Genomic DNA, 17,192 nt, shown 5'->3' on the forward strand with positions numbered 1-17,192 from the left:
GCGTTCGTCCGACTGGTCGGCCGGATCGAGGTCAGCGGGGCCTTCCCGGAGCACCTGCTGGGCAAACCGGTGCTGGTCGCGGCGAACCACATCGGCATGTTCGACCCGTTCGTGCTGATGGCCGCGGCGAAGGGGCAGGGGTTCCTGCCGCGGTTCATGCTCACCGCGGGCCTGATGGACGCGCCGGTGCTGGGCCCGCTGCTGCGCCGCAGCGGCCACCTGCGGGTCGACCGGGGCAAGGCGAACGTGATCGACGCGTTCAGCCGGGCCGTGGAGACGCTCAAGACGGCGAAGGTGCCGCTGCTGGTGTACCCGGAGGGCCGGGTGACCCTGGAACCGGGCATGTGGCCGGAGAAGGGCAAGACCGGGGTGGCCAGGATGGCGCTGGGCGGCGGTGTGCCGGTGGTGACGATCAGCCAGTGGGGCGCGCACGAGGCGGTGTACTGGGGCAGCGAGACGGTGTCCGGGTGGAAGGACGTCAAGCCGCTGGTGGTGTCGTTCCTCCGCGCGGTGCGCAACCGGCCGGTGTTCAAGGTGCACTTCGGCGGCCAGGTGGACCTGTCGGACCTGTCGGCGGGCAGGCCGGGCGACGCGATGCGCGCACACACGCGGATCATGCAGGCGATCACTGCGGACCTGGTGCCGCTGCGGGCGGACGAGCCGGACGCGGCGCGGTTCCACGACCCGACCCGGCCCACCACCGGCCGGAGCCCGTGGCGGCCCCCGGCTCCCCCGCGCGGGTAGGGGCCGTTCGCCCCCCGACCTGATTGGTCTGGTCCAATCCGTCGACAAGTCTTGACTTGTTGGCCAACAATTCACCATTCTCGGTGGTGAGCGCGCTCTCCCTCCTCTCCCCTGCCGAGGAAAGAGACAATTCCATGAAGCGATCCTTCGTGATGCGCGCGAGCGCGTCCGGCCTGCTGCTGTCCGGGCTCCTGGCGGCGGGCGCGGTGTCCCCCGCGCACGCCGCCCCGGAGCTGTCCCCCGGGCTCGTCCCCGCGGTGCAGCGGGCGTTCGGGCTCACCGCCGAGCAGGCCGAGACCCGGCTGGCGCAGGAGGCCACCGCCACCCGGGTCGAGCCGAGGGCCAGGGCCGCGGCCGGGGCGGCGTACGGCGGTTCGTGGTTCGACCCGGCGCGCGGCGTGCTCGTCGTGGCGCTGACCGACCGGACCCGCGCGGGCGCCGTCCGGGCGACCGGGGCCGAGACCACGACCGCGACCACCAGCGCGGCCCGGCTCGACGCCGCCAAGACCGCCGTGGACGCGCTCTCCACCGACGCCCCCGCAGGTGTTTCCGGCTGGCACGCCGACCCGAGGACCGGGAGCGTGCGGGTCACCGTCAACACCCCGGGCGCCGACGTCGACGCCTTCCTCGCCGCGGCGGGCCGGGTGGCGCCGCTGACCGTCGCAACCGGACCGAAGCCGACCACGCTCAGCGCGGGCACCGTCGGCGGCGATCCCTACTACATCAACGGGAACACCCGCTGTTCCATCGGCTTCTCCGTCCACGGTGGATTCGTCAGCGCCGGGCACTGCGGCGGCGCGGGCAGCTCCACCACCGGCTGGGACGGTTCGTACCTGGGCAACTTCGCCGCCTCGCAGTTCCCCGGCGACGACATGGCGTTCATCCGGACCGGCGGCGGCTGGTGGACCGTGCCGGTGGTGATCGGCTGGGGGCAGGTGCCCGACCGGCTCGTGCGCGGGTCGAACGAGGCGCCGATCGGGGCCTCGGTGTGCCGCTCGGGTTCCACCTCGCACTGGCACTGCGGCACGGTCCTGGGCAAGAACGAGACGGTGAACTACGCCCAGGGCGCGTTCCACGGCGCGACGAGGACCAACGCCTGCGCCGAGCCCGGTGATTCCGGCGGCTCGTTCCTCAGCGGTGACCAGGCCCAGGGCGTGACCTCCGGCGGCTGGGGCAACTGCTCCTCCGGCGGGCAGACCTGGTTCCAGCCGGTCAACGAGATCCTCCAGCGCTACGGCCTGACCCTGCACACCGCGTAGACCCCGCGCCGGTCCGGGCCCTTGCCGGGTCCGGACCGGCGTGGTGGCATGGGCGCCATGAGCCTCCCCGAGAGCACCGCCCCCTGGTGGAAGAGCGCTGTGGTGTACCAGGTCTACCCGCGCAGCTTCGCCGACTCCGACGGTGACGGCATCGGTGACCTGCGGGGCATCGAGTCGAAACTGGACTACCTGGCCGAACTGGGCGTGGACGTCCTGTGGCTCTCGCCGGTGTACCCGTCGCCGCAGGACGACAACGGCTACGACATCAGCGACTACCGCGGCATCGAGCCGGTCTTCGGCACCCTCGACGACTTCGACCGGCTGCTGGCGGGGGTGCACGAGCGCGGCATGAAGCTGGTGATGGACCTGGTGGTCAACCACACCTCCGACGAGCACCCGTGGTTCGTGGAGTCGCGGTCCTCCAAGGACAACCCGAAGCGCGACTGGTACTGGTGGCGCCCGCCGCGCGGGGGCGTGCCCGCGGGGGCGCCGGGGGCGGAGCCGACCAACTGGACGTCGTTCTTCACCGGCCCCACCTGGGAACTGGACGAGGCGACCGGCGAGTACTACCTGCACCTGTTCTCCCGCAAGCAGCCCGACCTCAACTGGGAGAACCCGGAGGTGCGGGCGGCGGTGCACGAGATGATGCGCTGGTGGCTCGACCGCGGCGTCGACGGCTTCCGGATGGACGTCATCAACATGATCTCCAAGGACACCGCGCTGCCGGACGGCCCCGGCGGCGACGGGTCGGCGCACTACCTGCACGGGCCGCGGCTGCACGAGTTCCTCCAGGAGATGCACCGGGAGGTGTTCGCGGACCGGGCGGGCGCCACGATGACCGTGGGCGAGATGCCGGGGGTGACGGTCGAGGAGGCGCGGCTGCTGACCGACCCGGCGCGCGCCGAGGTCGACATGGTCTTCCAGTTCGAGCACGTGCAGCTCGACCACGGCCCCTCGAAGTGGGACCTGACGGGCCTGGACCTGCGCGACCTGAAGGCGACCCTCGGGCGGTGGCAGGCCGGTCTGGCGGACGTGGGGTGGAACAGCCTCTACTGGAACAACCACGACCAGCCGCGGGTGGTCTCCCGGTTCGGTGACGACGGCCGGTACCGGGTGGAGTCGGCGAAGGCGCTGGCGACCGTTCTCCACCTGCACCGCGGCACGCCCTTCATCTACCAGGGTGAGGAACTGGGGATGACGAACCACCCGTTCACCTCGGCCGCGCAGTTCCGCGACATCGAGTCGGTGAACCACCACGCGCTCGCGGGCGACGCCGCACTACCCGGTTTGCGCGCGATGAGCCGGGACAACGCGCGCACTCCCATGCAGTGGGACGCCTCGCCGAACGCGGGCTTCACGACGGGCACGCCGTGGTTGCCGGTGAACCCGAACCACACCGAGGTGAACGCCGCCGCGGCGCGGGCGGAAACCGACTCGGTGTTCCATCACTACCGCGCATTGATCGCGTTGAGACACTCGGAACCGACGGTGGTACACGGAAACTTCACAATGCTGTTGCCGGACGACCCGAACGTGTACGCGTTCTCGCGTTCGTACCGCGACACAGAGTTGTTGGTGCTGGCCAACTTCACCTCGGAGGAGCAACGGCCTGACCTCGGGTTTCCTTGGTGGGACGCCCATTTGATGCTCGGCAGCCACTCGAACGGGGCATCAGTGCTGCGCCCGTGGGAGGCCCGTGTGTACAGACGGTAAAGGTAAAGAGATTCCCATCACTCGGTCAGTGGTTGTTGCACAACGGAAATCCCGGTTAACCGTGAGCGGTTAACCGGGATTTTGGTTGTAGGACACAACTTCGGACGGTGAGCGGCGCGACCGAGTCCCACCCGTTCGAGAGCCCGGTCACACTCCATTAGGCTATTAGGGTGAATACGGGACAGAGGGCTGCCCATGTGGAACCCTGGCCGGTAAAGATCCGTTTACTCGACGAACGGGACACCATGTGTCATCTTCGTCACGATGTGCACACGGCAGTTCTCTCTCCGTGCAATGGCGCACCGACAACCACAATCCCTGGAGGTACCCCATGGGTGCTGCACGCACCGACGCCCACGCCCCGCCCGGTCGGATCCGGACGTGGCTGGGCCAAGACGCCCGGCATGACATCCCGGCCTCGCTCGTCGTGTTCCTCGTCGCCGTACCCCTCTCGCTCGGCATCGCCGCCGCCTCCGGCGCACCGGTCATGGCCGGGCTCATCGCCGCCGTCGTCGGCGGGATCGTCGCGGGCGCCCTCGGTGGCTCCCCGCTCCAGGTCAGCGGCCCCGCGGCCGGTCTGACCGTCGTCGTCGCGGAGCTCATCACCCAGTTCGGCTGGGCCGTCACCTGCTCGATCACCGTCATCGCGGGTGCGCTCCAACTGCTGCTCGGCGCCTGCCGCATCGGCCGCGCCGCGCTCGCCATCTCCCCCACCGTGGTGCACGCCATGCTCGCGGGCATCGGCGTGACCATCGTCCTCGGCCAGCTGCACGTCCTGCTCGGCGGCGCTGCCGGGACCTCGGCCTGGGAGAACATCAGCGAGCTGCCCGGGCAGCTACTCGACCTGCACAGCCCCGCCGCCTTCATCGGCCTCGGCGTGATCGTCCTGCTGCTGGCGTGGCCGAAGCTGCCCGCGCGCATCCGGGCGGTCCCCGGCCCCCTGGTCGCCATCGTCGCCGCCACCGCCATCTCCTCGCTCGCCGCGCTCACCCTCGACCGCGTCGAGCTGCCCGACTCCCCGCTCTCCGCGATCGCGCTGCCGCAGCTCCCGAGCGGGCAGTGGGGCGCCTTCGCGCTCGGCGTGTTCACCCTCACCGTCATCGCCAGCGTGGAGAGCCTGCTCTCGGCCGTGTCGGTCGACAAGCTCCGCGAGGGCCACCGCTCCAACCTCGACCGCGAGCTGGTCGGGCAGGGCTCGGCCAACATGGCCTCCGGCCTGCTCGGCGGCCTCCCGGTCACCGGCGTGATCGTCCGCAGCTCCACCAACGTCCGCGCAGGTGCGCGGACCCGCGCCTCCGCCGTCCTGCACGGCGTCTGGGTGCTGCTGTTCACCGTGCTGCTGGTCGGCCTGGTCGAGCAGGTCCCGATGGCCGCGCTGGCCGGTCTGCTCGTCTTCATCGGCATGCAGCTCGTGCGCCCGGACGACATCCGGTCCGCCCGCTCCCACGGCGAGCTGCACGTCTACCTGATCACCGTGGCGGGCGTGGTGATGCTCAACCTGCTGGAGGGCGTGCTCATCGGCCTGGCCGTGGCCATGTTCGGCATGCTGCGCCGCGTCGTGTGGGCCCGGGTCCGGGTCGAGGACGGCGACGGACCCGACGCCGAGGGCCGCGAGACCCGCTCGGTCGTCGTCGAGGGAACCCTCAGCTTCCTGTCGGTGCCGCGGCTGTCGCGGGTGCTGGCGCAGGTCCCCGAGGGCAGCGCCGTGACGGTGGAACTGGTCGTCGACTACCTCGACCACGCCGCCTACGGGCACCTGGCCGCCTGGAAGAACACGCACGTGGCGGGCGGCGGCACGGTCGTCGTCGACGAGATCGGCGGCCCCGGCCCCAACGCCCGGCGCAAGCGGTCCGGGGTGGTCAGCACCCGCACGTTCCTGGCCTGGTCGCAGTGGCAGGCCGGGGAACCGGAGATCCCCGCGCAGACCCGGCGCGACCCGCTGGTGGCAGGAGCGCGGGAGTACCACCGCCGGGGGGCGCCGATGATCCGGCCGCAACTGCGCAAGCTGGCCTCCTCCCAGGCCCCGCACGCGCTGTTCCTGACCTGCGCCGATTCCCGGATCGTGCCGAACGTGATCACCGCGTCCGGCCCCGGTGACCTGTTCACCATCCGCAACGTGGGCAACCTGGTGCCCAGGCCGAACGAGTCCGACGACCAGTCGGTGCAGGCCGCCGTGGAGTTCGCGGTGGGCAACCTGGGCGTGTCGACCATCGTGGTCTGCGGGCACTCCCGCTGCGGCGCGATGACGGCCGTCGCGTCCGGCCAGGCGGGCGACGGCGCGGTCGCGCAGTGGCTGCGCTGGGCCGAGACCAGCGTCCGCGAGTGGCGGGCCGGTCACCCCCTGGGCCGGGCGGCCGAGGAGGACGGCTGGTCCGAGGTCGACCAGCTGGCCATGGTCAACGTGGCCGTGCAACTGGAGACCCTGCGCTCGATGCCGGAGGTCCGCGACGCCGACGTGCGTCTGGTGGGCATGTTCTTCGACATCCCCACCGGCACCGTGCTGGCGCTGGAGGACGACCGCTTCACCCCCATGCCGGGTGACCGGTCGGCCCTGCCTGCGGACAACGCCGCGAACGGGAGCACAGCGGGCGAGCCCGCGGTGGACGCCGCGAAGGCCGCGACCAACGGGTCACCGGTCACCACGTAGGCGGCCAATGGGGTGACCCCCGTCACGCCGGTCCGGGTTCGCGCGATGAAGCGGGTGAACCCGGACCGGAAGGGGTGGCCCGCCATGACCGACCCGACCCGCCGAGACCGGCGCCGCGACCGCAACCGCCTGCTGCGCCAACTGCTGACCGCCACGGTCGCCGTGGTGATCGCCTCGGCCACCCGTCGCTGAGACGGCCTCCGCCCCCACGAGCGCTGCTCGTGGGGGCGGAGTCGTGTCCGGCGGGGGTGCCGGTAACCGGATCAGCCTGCCAAGCCGAGCCAGTGGGCGTACTTGCTCAACTCCGGGTTCGACCTCCGGTGCAAGGACACCAGGACTGCGGTGAGCTCGCGGACCATCGGGTGCAAGCGGGTCAGTTGCGGGGCGATCCGCCGTGCCTCCTGGAGGGAGCGGAGGGCGGCGCTCCGGTCGTCGTTGATGAGGTGCGCGCGGGCGAGGGCAATGTGGTGAGAGCCGCGTCGGGTTTTCGGCATGGACCTCGGCGCGTGCCAGCGCCCGGCAGCTTCGATAGCCGCGATGCCATCTCCCAACTCCACTTGAGCCGCGACCTCGTGAGTCGTGCGGTTGGCCATTCCGAACGTCAGACCCCAGTGCACTTGGTCCTGCCCGATCCTGATCGCCAGACCATCCGCAGCTTCGAGGTGGGAGCGGGTGGCCGCACTGTCCCCGGCGAGTGAGGCGAGGGTGACAGACCGCAGGTGCAGGCTGCCGTACACGGTGATGGTGTCGCCTGCCGGATTGTGCCGGATCTGGTCATCCAGATCCGACCGCGCCGCATCCATGAGCCGTAGGCCACGGCTGAAATCCCCGGCTGCTTCGAAGGTCGCACATCTCGTCCACTGCGCGAGTGCTCCCGCCAACGGGTTGCCTGTGCGTTCCGCCGCCCACGTGATTTTGTGTTCGACAGCTTCGGCCAGATCACTGTAACCGAGTCGGTGAAGCAGAGTGTGGGTTGCGTGGTAGGTTCTGACCAGGAGGTTCCACACCTCCGTTCCGGAGGTTCGGTGCGCGGCGCTGACCAGTTCTTCCAACAATGCTGGCAAGCGAGCTGAAATTTTCCCGTACTGAGCTTCACCACGCAGACGAACAATTTCTTTCACCTCAGCGGCGAGTTCGGCCACCGGGCGGACCGGAACCTCGTCGGGCAGGTCGTAACCGCGCAGAACCGCGCGGATCGCGTCGATCTGCCGGTGCGTGCTGTCGTCTTTCCGGTCTTCGGTGTACGGCTGCCCGGTGAGCTTCTCGATGGGCACCCGCAGTTCGCGGGCGACGCCGGAGAGCAGCCCGTTGCTCACCGCGCGGTCGCCGACCTCGACCTTCTGCAACAGGCTCAGGGAGACGTTGACTTTGCCCGCGAGCTGGCGTTGGGTGAGCCGGGACGCCTTGCGCAACATGGCGATCTGCCGACCGATGTGGGCCGTGTCGTCGTACATCGGTATCCCCTTCCGGCAGCACCAGGCGAAGACGGGCCGCACTGGCGTTCGAGCCCAGGGTAGGGCGCCTGCCGGAGCCGGAGCCAGCGGGACCCGCGACCGATCACTTCCCGCGTTCACCCTGCCACTGTGTGCAACTCCTGTGCAACCTCACCGGGTGCCCGGTCTTTAGCATCGGGAACGTTGATGGACTCACGCCTGCGAAGTGCCTGCCACCCGGCTCCGCCGTGGCCGCACACGCGTGGTTGAAAGGAAGCTGCTCATGCGATTCGGTTATTTCCTGCTGAAGGTCGTCGGTACCGACGGCAAGCGAATCGAAGACTGGGATCTTGTCGATTTCCGCGAGGTGTCGCTGGACGCCGAGGACTTGGGCGGCTCGACCACGACAGAAGCCATCGCCGGATTGTCCCGGTGGGGTGACGAGCGCCTGGCATCGCACACCGGTTACTACGAGTTGTTCAATGTGTGCCTCGCCTCGGTGGGCGAGAATGAGGAGGACGAAGAGGGCGCGAAATTCCCCGACCGGGTGATCGCGGAGGAATACCGGGTCATGGAGTCGGGCAAGCGCTTGAACGCCTCGGGCGTCGTGGACATGCGCGAGCAGTTCCCGGTGACGTCGTGCTGATCCGGTGCACGGCACCGCCCCCGGCCGCGAGTCGGTCTCCGCAGCGAAACAGGGGGTGATCGGCACCATGCCGTCACCGCGCCACACCTACACCTGCGTCGAACTGGTGTCCGGTCCGATCTCGTTCCGCATCGGCGAGGACGCGCTCGAACTGGACGTGGGCAGCAGCGCTTCCGAGATGTCCCTGCACCTGGACCTCTCGGTGGCCGCTTGCACCACCGTTCACTCCGTTCTCGGGTTCGCGCTGCCGATCATCCGCAGGAACAAGGCCCTCATCGGGGAGGGGCGGTTGTCCGAGGTCTTCACCACCGCCGTGGAGGAGTGGGTGGAGATGGGCTCACTCGTCGTCCCCGGCCGAGTGGCAGCCGATTTCCGGGAGGAATCGCCGGACCAGGACCCATCCGCCGCCCGTGAACCGACTCCGCCCCACGAGCGCTGCTCGTGGGGCGGAGTCGTTCGCGGGCGGTCGGTCAGACGGGGATGACCGTGGGGACGATCATCGGGCGCCTGCGGTAGGTGTCGGCGACCCAGCGGCCGACCACCCGGCGCACGGACTGGGCGATGCGGTGGGGGTCGGTGATGCCCTCGGACTCGGTGTGCGACAGCTCCATCTCCACCAGCGACACCACGCCGTCGAGGGCCTTGGGGTCGTCGGAGAAGCCCCGCCCGGAGACCGTGGGCGGGGAGACCGCGCGGCCGGTGGAGGAGTCGACCACGACGGTGATCGAGATGAAGCCGCCCTCGCCGAGCACCAGCCGGTCGGACAGCGTCGACTCGCCGACGTCGCCGACGGAGAGGCCGTCGACGTAGACGTGGCCGACCTCGACGCGGCCGGAGATGGCCGCTCGGCCGTCGACCATGTCGACGACCACGCCGTCCTCGGCGATGACCACGTGGTCGGCGGGGACACCGGTCTGCACGGCCAGGGCGGCGTTGGCGCGCAGGTGGCGCCACTCGCCGTGCACCGGCATCACGTTGCTCGGGCGGACCGCGTTGTAGAGGAACAGCAGTTCCCCGGCGGGGGCGTGGCCGGAGACGTGGACCTTGGCGTTGCCCTGGTGCACGACGTCCGCGCCGAGGCGGACCAGGCCGTTGATCACGCCGAACACCGCGTTCTCGTTGCCCGGGATCAGGGAGCTGGCCAGCACGATGGTGTCGCCGGGACGGATGGAGATCTGCCGGTGCTCGCCGCGCGCCATCCGCGACAGGGCCGAGAGCGGCTCGCCCTGCGACCCGGTGGAGACGAACAGGACCTGGTCGTCGGACATCGTCATGGCCTCGTCGATGTTGACCAGGAGGCCCGCGGGGACGTTGAGCAGGCCCAGGTCGGCGGCGATGCCCATGTTGCGCACCATCGACCGGCCCACCAGCGCGACCCGGCGGCCGTGCTTGACCGCCACGTCGAGGACCTGCTGCACCCGGTGCACGTGGCTGGCGAAGCAGGCCACGATCACCCGCTGGTCGGCCCGGCGGATGACGCTGTCGAGGACAGGGCCGATCTCGCGCTCGGAGATGACGAAGCCGGGGACCTCGGCGTTGGTGGAGTCGACCAGGAACAGGTCCACGCCCTCGTCGCCGAGGCGGGAGAAGCCCGCCAGGTCGGTGAGGCGGCCGTCGAGCGGAAGCTGGTCGAGCTTGATGTCGCCGGTGTGCAGGACGACCCCGGCCGGGGTGCGGATGGCGACCGCGATCGCGTCCGGGATGGAGTGGTTGACCGCGAAGAACTCGCAGTCGAACTCCCCGTAGGAGGCGGTGTCGCCCTCCTTGACCTCGCGCAGGTTCGGGTTGAGCCGGTGTTCCTTGCACTTGGCCGCGACCAGGGCGAGGGTGAACCGGGAGCCGACGACCGGCAGGTCCGGCCGCAGCCGCAGCAGGAACGGGACCGCGCCGATGTGGTCCTCGTGGCCGTGGGTCAGCACGAGGGCGTCGACGTCGGCCATCCGGTTCTCGATGGCGGAGAAGTCGGGCAGGATCAGGTCGACACCGGGCTGCTGGTCCTCGGGGAAGAGCACCCCGCAGTCGACGATGAGCAACCTGCCCGCGAACTCGAACACGGTCATGTTGCGGCCGACCTCGCCGATGCCGCCGAGCGCGACGACGCGCAGCGCGCCGTCGGGCAGCGGGGGCGGCGGGTTGTGCGGCCACTTCCCGGCCTTCGGGGTCTGGCTCTGGGTGGGTCGTGCTGGTTGCGGGCTCACTGGCGGACCGTCCCGGCGCTGGTGTGGGTCGTGGTGGTGACGTAGGCGGCGTTGGCGTCGGTGTGGGCGACGCGCGCGCTGGCCACGTGTGATTCCGGTGCGCTCGACAGCGGCACCCCGGCCTCGGCCAGGTCGGCGGCGATGGCCTTGACCTGCTCGGGGGTGGCGGCGACGAGCGGCAGCCTGGGGTCGCCGCAGTCGTGGCCGCGCAACCGCAGGGCGGTCTTGGCGAACACCACCCCGCCGACCCGGCTGAACGCGCGCAGCACCGGCAGCAGTCCCATGTGGATGCTGCGGGCCTGGGCGACCTCGCCCTGGTCGTGGTTGTCGGCCAGCGACCGCAGCCGCCCGGCCACCACGTGCCCGATGACGCTGACCACCCCGACCCCGCCGACGGACAGCCACGGCAGGTTCAGGGCGTCGTCACCGGAGTAGTAGGCCAGGTCGGTGCTGGCGATCACCTCGGACCCGGCCAGCAGGTCGCCCTTGGCGTCCTTCACGGCCTGGATCCGCGGGTGCTCGGCGAGCCGCCGCAGCGTGTCCACCTCGATGGGCACCACGGAGCGGGGCGGGATGTCGTAGAGCATCACCGGCAGCCCGGTCGCGTCGGCCACGGCGGTGAAGTGCGCGAGCAGCCCGGCCTGCGGCGGCCGGGAGTAGTACGGGGTGACGACGAGCAGGCCGTGCGCGCCCGCCTTCTCCGCCTCCCGGGCCAGGTGCAGGCTGTGCGCGGTGTCGTAGGTGCCCACCGAGCCCACCACGGTCGCCCGGTCGCCGACCGCCTCGACGACGGCGCGCACCAGGTCGGACTTCTCCCGGTCGGTGGTGGTGGGCGACTCGCCGGTCGTGCCGTTGACGACCAGGCCGTCGTTGCCCAGCTCCACCAGGTGCTCGGCCAGGGCTTGGGCGCGGTCGAGGTCCACCGCCCCGTCGGGGGCGAACGGGCTGACCATCGCGGTCAGCACCCGGCCGAACGGCCTGCCGGGGGCGGCGGTGGGACATGCGGTCATGGTGCTGACGCTACCCGTTGGCCTCTCCGGTGCCGTCCGCCACCTGCGGTTGCGACACCGACGGGTGCCCTCCCGGGTGACGCGCGTTACGGTGCGCTGTGCCCGATCCTGTCTTCGAGCCCGACCCGGCGACCACCCCCGACCCGAGCAAGGTCAAGGTGCTGCGCGGTTCCCCGCCCGGCATCCGCAACGCCCAGCTCCACTACCGGGCGGCGGGCGGCATCCTCGGCCGCAAGACGGTCCCCCGCTCGCAGGCGCAGTCGGCGTTGCTCAAGTACCACGACAAGGACGGGTACGACCAGGAGAAGGTCATGACCCTGTCGGAGGCCGAGCACTTCCTGCGCGAGGCCCGCCTGCGGGCGGAGGCCGCGGACGTGGAGGAAGCGGCCCGGCACGCGGCGGTGGACCTGGTGTGCCCGCACTGCGGGGTGCGGCGGCAGTACGCGGGGGCGATGAGCTTCCTGCTCGGGGAGCTGGCGATGACGGGTGGCGTGAAGGCGCTGTCGCAGGACGCGGTGGTGCAGCACGCCTACCGGTGCCCGGTGTGCGGGTCCACGGAGTTCTTCGCGGACGGGTTCCTGCGGCACCCGATCCAGTGATGTTTCCGGTGTGGACAGGTGCCGCCCGGGTCAGAAGCCCCGGCTGAGGTCCTTCACGGCGGTGATCGAGGCGTCCGGGCCCTCGAACTCCACGCGGCTCTCGTCGCGGCCGAAGGCGAACAGGAGGATCTCGCCCGGCTCCGCGACCAGGGTGACCGGGTTCGGGCCCTCCTTGACCGTCGCCGTGCGGCCTTCCGGGGTGCGCAGGGCGATGCCGACCGGGCTCTTGCGCAGCAGGACCTTGCCCATGCGGCTCAGGGTCGCCCAGATCGCGGCGTCGCGGCGGGCGGCGGGCGGCCGGGGTTCCCAGCCGGGGGTGGCCCGGCGGACGTCCTCGTGGTGGACGTAGTACTCCGTGGTGTTGACCAGCTCGTCCAGCGGCTTGAACGGCGACCAGACCGGGGGGCCGGTGCGCACGAGGGTGACCAGTTCGTCCCACGGCTTGGCCAGGTAGCCCCGGGTCACCTTGTCCAGGTAACCGGCGAGCGGCTTGACCAGGATGCCCGCCGAGGCGTCGAGCCTGCGTTCGCGGACCACCAGGTGCGCGGCGAGGTCCCGGGTGGTCCACGCCCCGCAGAGGGTCGGGGCATCCGGTCCGACGACGGTGAACAGGTCGCACAGCGCCGCGCGCTCGTCCTTGGCCACACCCATGCGCCGACCCTACCGCTGGGTCACTTGTACTCGTTCACCTGGGAGCCGGTGAGTTGCTGGCCGTCCTTGCCGGAGAGGACGCAGTAGATCGTGTAGCGGCTGCTGTCCTCCTCGTCCTTCCAGGTCTGCTCGGAGGGGTAGACGACCGAGTACATGAGGTCCTTGCGCTTCTCCGGGATGACCCGTTCGGTGTTGAACATCCACCCGCAGTAGCCCTTCCCCGTGGCTTCGAGGCCGGTGGCGTCGTAGCCGAGGGTGTAGCTGGAGTTGAGGGGGGTGATGGTGCCGAAGACCTCGATCAGGAACGTCTTCTTGCAGTCGTTGCCCGAACTGGAGAAACCCGCTCCCCTCTGGAGGCGGTTGTTGCTGCAATAGCCCTCCGCGAGGTTGAACTCGGTGAGGTCGCCGCCGGGGCCGTAGGTGTAGGTCTCGACCTTCGGGGCGGCGTCGCCGGAGCCGGTGGCGGTGAAGGCCCGGTTGAGGAAGATGCCGCCGACCAGCGCCAGCACCGCCACGACCGCCGCGACGGTGAAGACGACACCGGGTTTGAGGCTCCAGCGCTTGTCCCCCGGGGGCTGGACCGCGCGGGTGGCGCCGTGTTGGGGCTGCGGTGGGTGGAAGACCGTGTTCTGGGTGGGGACGGGGCCGGTGTGCTGCGGGGTGGCCATGCCGTGCGGGCCGGTCGGCGGACCGGTGCGGACGTGCGCGAGCAGCCCGCGGACCTGGGCGGCGTTGAGGCGGGCCTGCGGGGTGGCGACCATCAGGCCGGTGATCACCGAGGCCAGCGCGCCCTGCGCCCTGGTCAGGTACGGGACCTCGGCCAGGATGGCGTGCATGGTGGCGGCGGTGGTGGGGCGCTCGAAGGGCGAGTAGCCCTCGATGGCGAAGAACAGCACCGCGCCCAGCGCCCACAGGTCCGACGAGGCGTGCGCCTCCTCGCCGCGGATGCGCTCGGGGGCCATGTAGGTCGGGGAGCCGATGAGCATCCCGCTGCTGGTGAGCCGCGGGTCGTCCAGCGACTGGGCGATGCCGAAGTCGGTGAGCTTCACCCGGTTGTTGTTGGCCAGCATGATGTTGCTCGGCTTGACGTCGCGGTGGATGATGCCCGCCTGGTGGGCGGCCTCCAGCGCGGAGAGCAACTGTTCGGCGAGGACGGTGACCTGCTCGGGCGGGAGCGGGCCGCGCTCCTTGACCACGTCCGACAGGGTGGGGGCCTGGATCAGCTCCATCACGATGTAGGTGGCCCCGGCCTCCTGCACCACGTCGTAGACGGTGACCACCGCCGGGTCGTTGAGCCTGCCCGCGGTGCGCGCCTCGCGGAGCACCCGCTCCTCGAACACCCGGCGCTCGTCGTGCGGGACGCCCTCGGGCAGGTGCAGTTCCTTGATGGCCACGTTGCGGCCGATCATCCGGTCCTCGGCCAGCCACACCACGCCCATGCCGCCGCGGCCGAGCTCGTTGAGGATCGCGTAGCGACCCGCGACCACCCGCGACCCGTGCGCCACGGTGGGTCCCTGCTCCTGCGTCACCCGTCCACCTCCTGCAAGTGCCGGGGATCGTAACCGGCAGGCCCCCGCCCGCGCGGGTGCTCCCGGCAGATCAGTCGCTCGCGGGGTGCACTTCGTGTCCGGCGGAGCGCAGGGCCGCCACCGCCCTGGTCAGGTCGGCGTCGTGGACGAGGATGTGGTCGGTGTCGAAGGTGGACACCGCGAACAGCGAGACCCCGGCCGCGGCCAGCGAACCGGCGAGCGAGGCCATGATGCCGGTGAGGGTGAACTCCAGCGGGCCGCGCACGGTGAGCACCCGCCACCCGTCCTCGGTGCGGCCCCCGGCGGGGCCGCGGCCGGTGGGGGCCACGACGGACACCTCGTCGGGGGTGCTGGTGACCGACACCAGCCCCGGTGAGCCGAAGACCGCCGGGTGGACCGGGGTCCCCGGGTCCAGCCGGGTGACCGCGTAGTCCCCGTCGGTCACGTCGATGATCAGTCGCTTCACCGGCTCAGCCCTCGGCGACCAGTGGGCTGGAGGCGACCTCGGTGCCGTCCGGCAGCGCGCTGATGGTGAAGTCGGCGAACACGGCGGCGGCGGTCTCCTGCAGGTGGCGCAGGCACTCCACGGCCAGCGCGCGGATCTCCACGTCGGCGTGCTCGGTGGCGCGCATGGCGATGAAGTGCCGCCAGGCGCGGTAGTTGCCGGTGACCACGATCCGGGTCTCGGTGGCGTTGGGCAGGACCGCCCGCGCCGCCTGCCTGGCCTGCTTCTTGCGCAGGGTGGCGCCTGCCACGTCGGCGAACTTGGCCTCCAACCCGGCCAGCAGTTCGGTGTAGGCGTCCTGACTGGCCCGCGCGGCGGCGAGGAACTTCGCGTGCAGCTCGGGGTCGTCGGCGATGACGTCCGGCTCGACCACGGCGGCCGACGTCTCCGGGACGTAGCGCTGGGAGAGCTGCGAGTAGGAGAAGTGCCGGTGGCGGACCAGCTCGTGGGTCAGCGAGCGGGAGATGCCGGTCAGGTAGAAGGAGACGCTGCCGTGCTCCAGGACCGACAGGTGGCCGACCTCGATGACGTGCCGCAGGTAGCCCGCGTTGGTGGCGGTGGCCGGGTTCGGCTTCGTCCAGGACTGGTAGCAGGCGCGGCCCGCGAACTCCGCCAGCGCCGCACCGCCGTCGGCGTCGGTCGACCACGGGACGTCCGCCGGGGGCGAGAACTCGGTCTTGGCGATGAGCTGCACCCTCGGCCGCACCGTCTGGGTCACGTGCTGGTCCTTTGCTCCGACTGGTGTACCCGGTCGTCTGCACTATAGGTGGACCGCGGCGGGAGCGGGCCCGGTGCACGGCCCGCCCCGCCGGGTGTCGTCAGCCCGCCAGCGTCACCGCCACGTCGCCGGTGCCGCTGCGCCCGCGCACGCGCAGCGCCGGGGCCTCGGCGGGGGCGGTGGTCTCCAGCGGCAGCTCCGCGACCGCCGTGCCGACGCCGGTCGACACGTCGACCTCCGCGGGTGTCCCCCGGCGCACGGCGACGTTCAGGGCACCCGAACCGGTGTTCAGCTCGACCTGGCCCGCGGCGGCGTCGCCGACGGTGATGGTGCCGGAACCGCTGCGCACGCGGGTGTCGGCGGCCACGGTCGCCAGGTGGACGTTGCCGCGGCCGGTGACGACGGTGGAGGGCCCGCCGAGTTCGGCGGCCTCGACGTCACCCGACCCGGTGCGCGCCCGCAGCCCGCCGCCCGCCGACCCGACCCGGACGGTGCCGGTGCCCGCGTTCGCCTGCACGACCCCGGTGGCGCGTTCGACGTCGATCGAGCCCGCGCCGGTGGCGACCTCCACCCGGTCGGCGGTGCCCGCGACGGTCACCGAGGCGGCGCCGCCGTTGGCCGTCACCCGGGAACCGAGCGGGGCCAGCACGGTCACCCCGAGCGGGACCGCGCCCAGCGGGACCGACTTCGGGGAGCGGACGGTGAGCTTGCCCGCGGTGAAGTCGACCCGGGTCCGGCGGACCGCCTCGGCGGCGGTGTCGGTGGGGGCCTGGTCACCCAGTTGGCCGTTGATCCAGCCGATGACCTGCGAGATGCCCTCCGACCACGGGGTGGCGCTCTCCGGGGCGTGCCGGACCTCCACGTGCACGTCGGGCTCGTCGGTCAGCCGGACCTCGATCCGCCCGGCCGCCGTGCCGACGTCGACGTGCACCGGGCCGCCCGCGGTGAAGGTCTCGTTGCGCGCGCTCATCCCGCGTACCACCCGCGCACCCGGGAACCGCCCTCGCCGTCGTCGGGGTCCGGCTTCTCGGCGGGGGTGCCGGGGTGCGAGTGCCATCCCTTGCCCTTGCCGCTGAGCGCGCCCTGCAACGCCTGCTGCACGAAGGTGTTGAGGGACACCCCCTGGGTGGAGGCGGCCTGCTCGGCGCGGCCCTTGAGCTCCTCGAACAGCCGCAGCGTCATCCGGCTCATGTCGCCCGCCGCGCCGCCGAACGGCGGCGGCGTGGGCGGGGCCTCCTCGGCCCTGGGCTGCTCGGACCCGGGCTGCCCGGTGCTCGGCTTGGCGGTGCCGGTGACCGCCACCCGCACGTCCCGGCCGTCCAGCCGCACCTCGACCACGTGGTCGGGCAACTCGGCGGTCACCTCGGCGGCCAGGTCGGCCAGCGCGTTCATGATCGCCAGCCGGGCGGCGGGCTCGACGGCCGCGGCGAGCACCGCCGCGGCCCGGCGGGTCGTCTCGTCCCCCGCGGACGCGGTGGTGGTCAGGTCATCCCGCAGGGCGGTGATGTACGGGCTCAGGTCCATGACACCACCATGACAC

Annotated in this window: 16 protein-coding genes; 7 read left to right on the top strand and 9 right to left on the bottom strand. The window is 71.4% G+C overall.

The window, feature by feature from the left end; genetic code table 11:
• The 4 genes from L6E12_RS10600 to L6E12_RS10615 all read left to right on the top strand — a co-directional run.
• A partial coding sequence (locus L6E12_RS10600) for a 1-acyl-sn-glycerol-3-phosphate acyltransferase (protein WP_236227708.1) occupies positions 1-744 on the top strand: 744 nt, incomplete at its 5' end.
• Positions 745-878: 134 nt separating this feature from the next.
• Complete coding sequence (locus L6E12_RS10605; protein WP_236227709.1) at positions 879-2,003, top strand: S1 family peptidase; 1,125 nt, start codon at positions 879-881, stop codon at positions 2,001-2,003.
• A 57-nt stretch (positions 2,004-2,060) separates the two neighbouring features.
• Entirely contained in the window at positions 2,061-3,716 is a 1,656-nt protein-coding gene (locus L6E12_RS10610; RefSeq protein WP_236227710.1) for an alpha-glucosidase, read from the top strand.
• A gap of 331 nt (positions 3,717-4,047) precedes the next feature.
• Entirely contained in the window at positions 4,048-6,363 is a 2,316-nt protein-coding gene (locus L6E12_RS10615) for a bifunctional SulP family inorganic anion transporter/carbonic anhydrase (RefSeq protein ID WP_236227711.1), read from the top strand.
• Positions 6,364-6,626: 263 nt separating this feature from the next.
• Here the strand turns inward: L6E12_RS10615 and L6E12_RS10620 are convergent, their stop codons facing one another.
• Positions 6,627-7,817: a helix-turn-helix domain-containing protein gene (locus L6E12_RS10620; RefSeq protein WP_236227712.1), complete on the bottom strand. Its 1,191-nt coding sequence runs from the start codon at positions 7,815-7,817 to the stop codon at positions 6,627-6,629.
• A 262-nt stretch (positions 7,818-8,079) separates the two neighbouring features.
• Between L6E12_RS10620 and L6E12_RS10625 the strand changes: the two genes are divergently transcribed.
• Together L6E12_RS10625 and L6E12_RS10630 are read left to right on the top strand one after the other, a co-directional pair.
• A complete protein-coding gene (locus L6E12_RS10625) occupies positions 8,080-8,442 on the top strand; it encodes a hypothetical protein (RefSeq protein ID WP_236227713.1) in 363 nt (120 codons plus the stop codon).
• 67 nt (positions 8,443-8,509) lie between these two features.
• Positions 8,510-8,926 carry a hypothetical protein gene (locus L6E12_RS10630; protein ID WP_236227714.1) on the top strand — a complete coding sequence of 139 codons (417 nt, stop codon included), beginning with the start codon at positions 8,510-8,512 and terminating at the stop codon, positions 8,924-8,926.
• Here L6E12_RS10630 and L6E12_RS10635 read toward each other — a convergent pair.
• Positions 8,913-10,640, bottom strand: coding sequence for a ribonuclease J (locus L6E12_RS10635; RefSeq protein ID WP_374201858.1), 1,728 nt, complete (start codon positions 10,638-10,640; stop codon positions 8,913-8,915). The two genes, L6E12_RS10630 and L6E12_RS10635, sit on opposite strands and share 14 nt — an antisense overlap.
• Positions 10,637-11,650 carry a 4-hydroxy-tetrahydrodipicolinate synthase gene (dapA, locus tag L6E12_RS10640; RefSeq protein ID WP_236227715.1) on the bottom strand — a complete coding sequence of 338 codons (1,014 nt, stop codon included), beginning with the start codon at positions 11,648-11,650 and terminating at the stop codon, positions 10,637-10,639. Before dapA ends, L6E12_RS10635 begins: the two co-directional genes overlap by 4 nt.
• 98 nt (positions 11,651-11,748) lie before the next feature.
• On the opposite strand from dapA, the gene L6E12_RS10645 reads away from it, so the two are divergent.
• The gene (locus L6E12_RS10645) at positions 11,749-12,249 is read left to right on the top strand and encodes a hypothetical protein (protein ID WP_236227716.1); all 501 of its coding nucleotides are present in this window, start codon (positions 11,749-11,751) and stop codon (positions 12,247-12,249) included.
• A gap of 30 nt (positions 12,250-12,279) precedes the next feature.
• Here L6E12_RS10645 and L6E12_RS10650 read toward each other — a convergent pair whose 3' ends face one another.
• From L6E12_RS10650 to L6E12_RS10675, 6 genes are all read right to left on the bottom strand, one after another.
• The gene (locus L6E12_RS10650) at positions 12,280-12,900 is read right to left on the bottom strand and encodes a TIGR03085 family metal-binding protein (RefSeq protein WP_236227717.1); all 621 of its coding nucleotides are present in this window, start codon (positions 12,898-12,900) and stop codon (positions 12,280-12,282) included.
• Positions 12,901-12,920: 20 nt separating this feature from the next.
• Positions 12,921-14,429 carry a serine/threonine-protein kinase gene (locus L6E12_RS10655; RefSeq protein WP_236227718.1) on the bottom strand — a complete coding sequence of 503 codons (1,509 nt, stop codon included), beginning with the start codon at positions 14,427-14,429 and terminating at the stop codon, positions 12,921-12,923.
• A gap of 70 nt (positions 14,430-14,499) precedes the next feature.
• A complete protein-coding gene (locus tag L6E12_RS10660) occupies positions 14,500-14,895 on the bottom strand; it encodes an ACT domain-containing protein (RefSeq protein WP_236227719.1) in 396 nt (131 codons plus the stop codon).
• A gap of 4 nt (positions 14,896-14,899) precedes the next feature.
• On the bottom strand, positions 14,900-15,652 hold the full coding sequence (gene thyX, locus L6E12_RS10665) for an FAD-dependent thymidylate synthase (protein ID WP_236227720.1): 753 nt from the start codon (positions 15,650-15,652) through the stop codon (positions 14,900-14,902).
• 100 nt (positions 15,653-15,752) lie between these two features.
• Positions 15,753-16,622 carry a hypothetical protein gene (locus L6E12_RS10670; protein ID WP_236227721.1) on the bottom strand — a complete coding sequence of 290 codons (870 nt, stop codon included), beginning with the start codon at positions 16,620-16,622 and terminating at the stop codon, positions 15,753-15,755.
• A complete protein-coding gene (locus L6E12_RS10675) occupies positions 16,619-17,176 on the bottom strand; it encodes a toxin-antitoxin system HicB family antitoxin (protein WP_236227722.1) in 558 nt (185 codons plus the stop codon). The genes L6E12_RS10670 and L6E12_RS10675 overlap by 4 nt, the downstream gene beginning before the upstream one ends.
• Positions 17,177-17,192 lie beyond the last annotated feature (16 nt).

Origin of the sequence: Actinokineospora sp. PR83, from assembly GCF_021056305.1 — a bacterium.
GTDB classification, from domain to species: Bacteria; Actinomycetota; Actinomycetes; order Mycobacteriales; family Pseudonocardiaceae; genus Actinokineospora; species Actinokineospora spheciospongiae.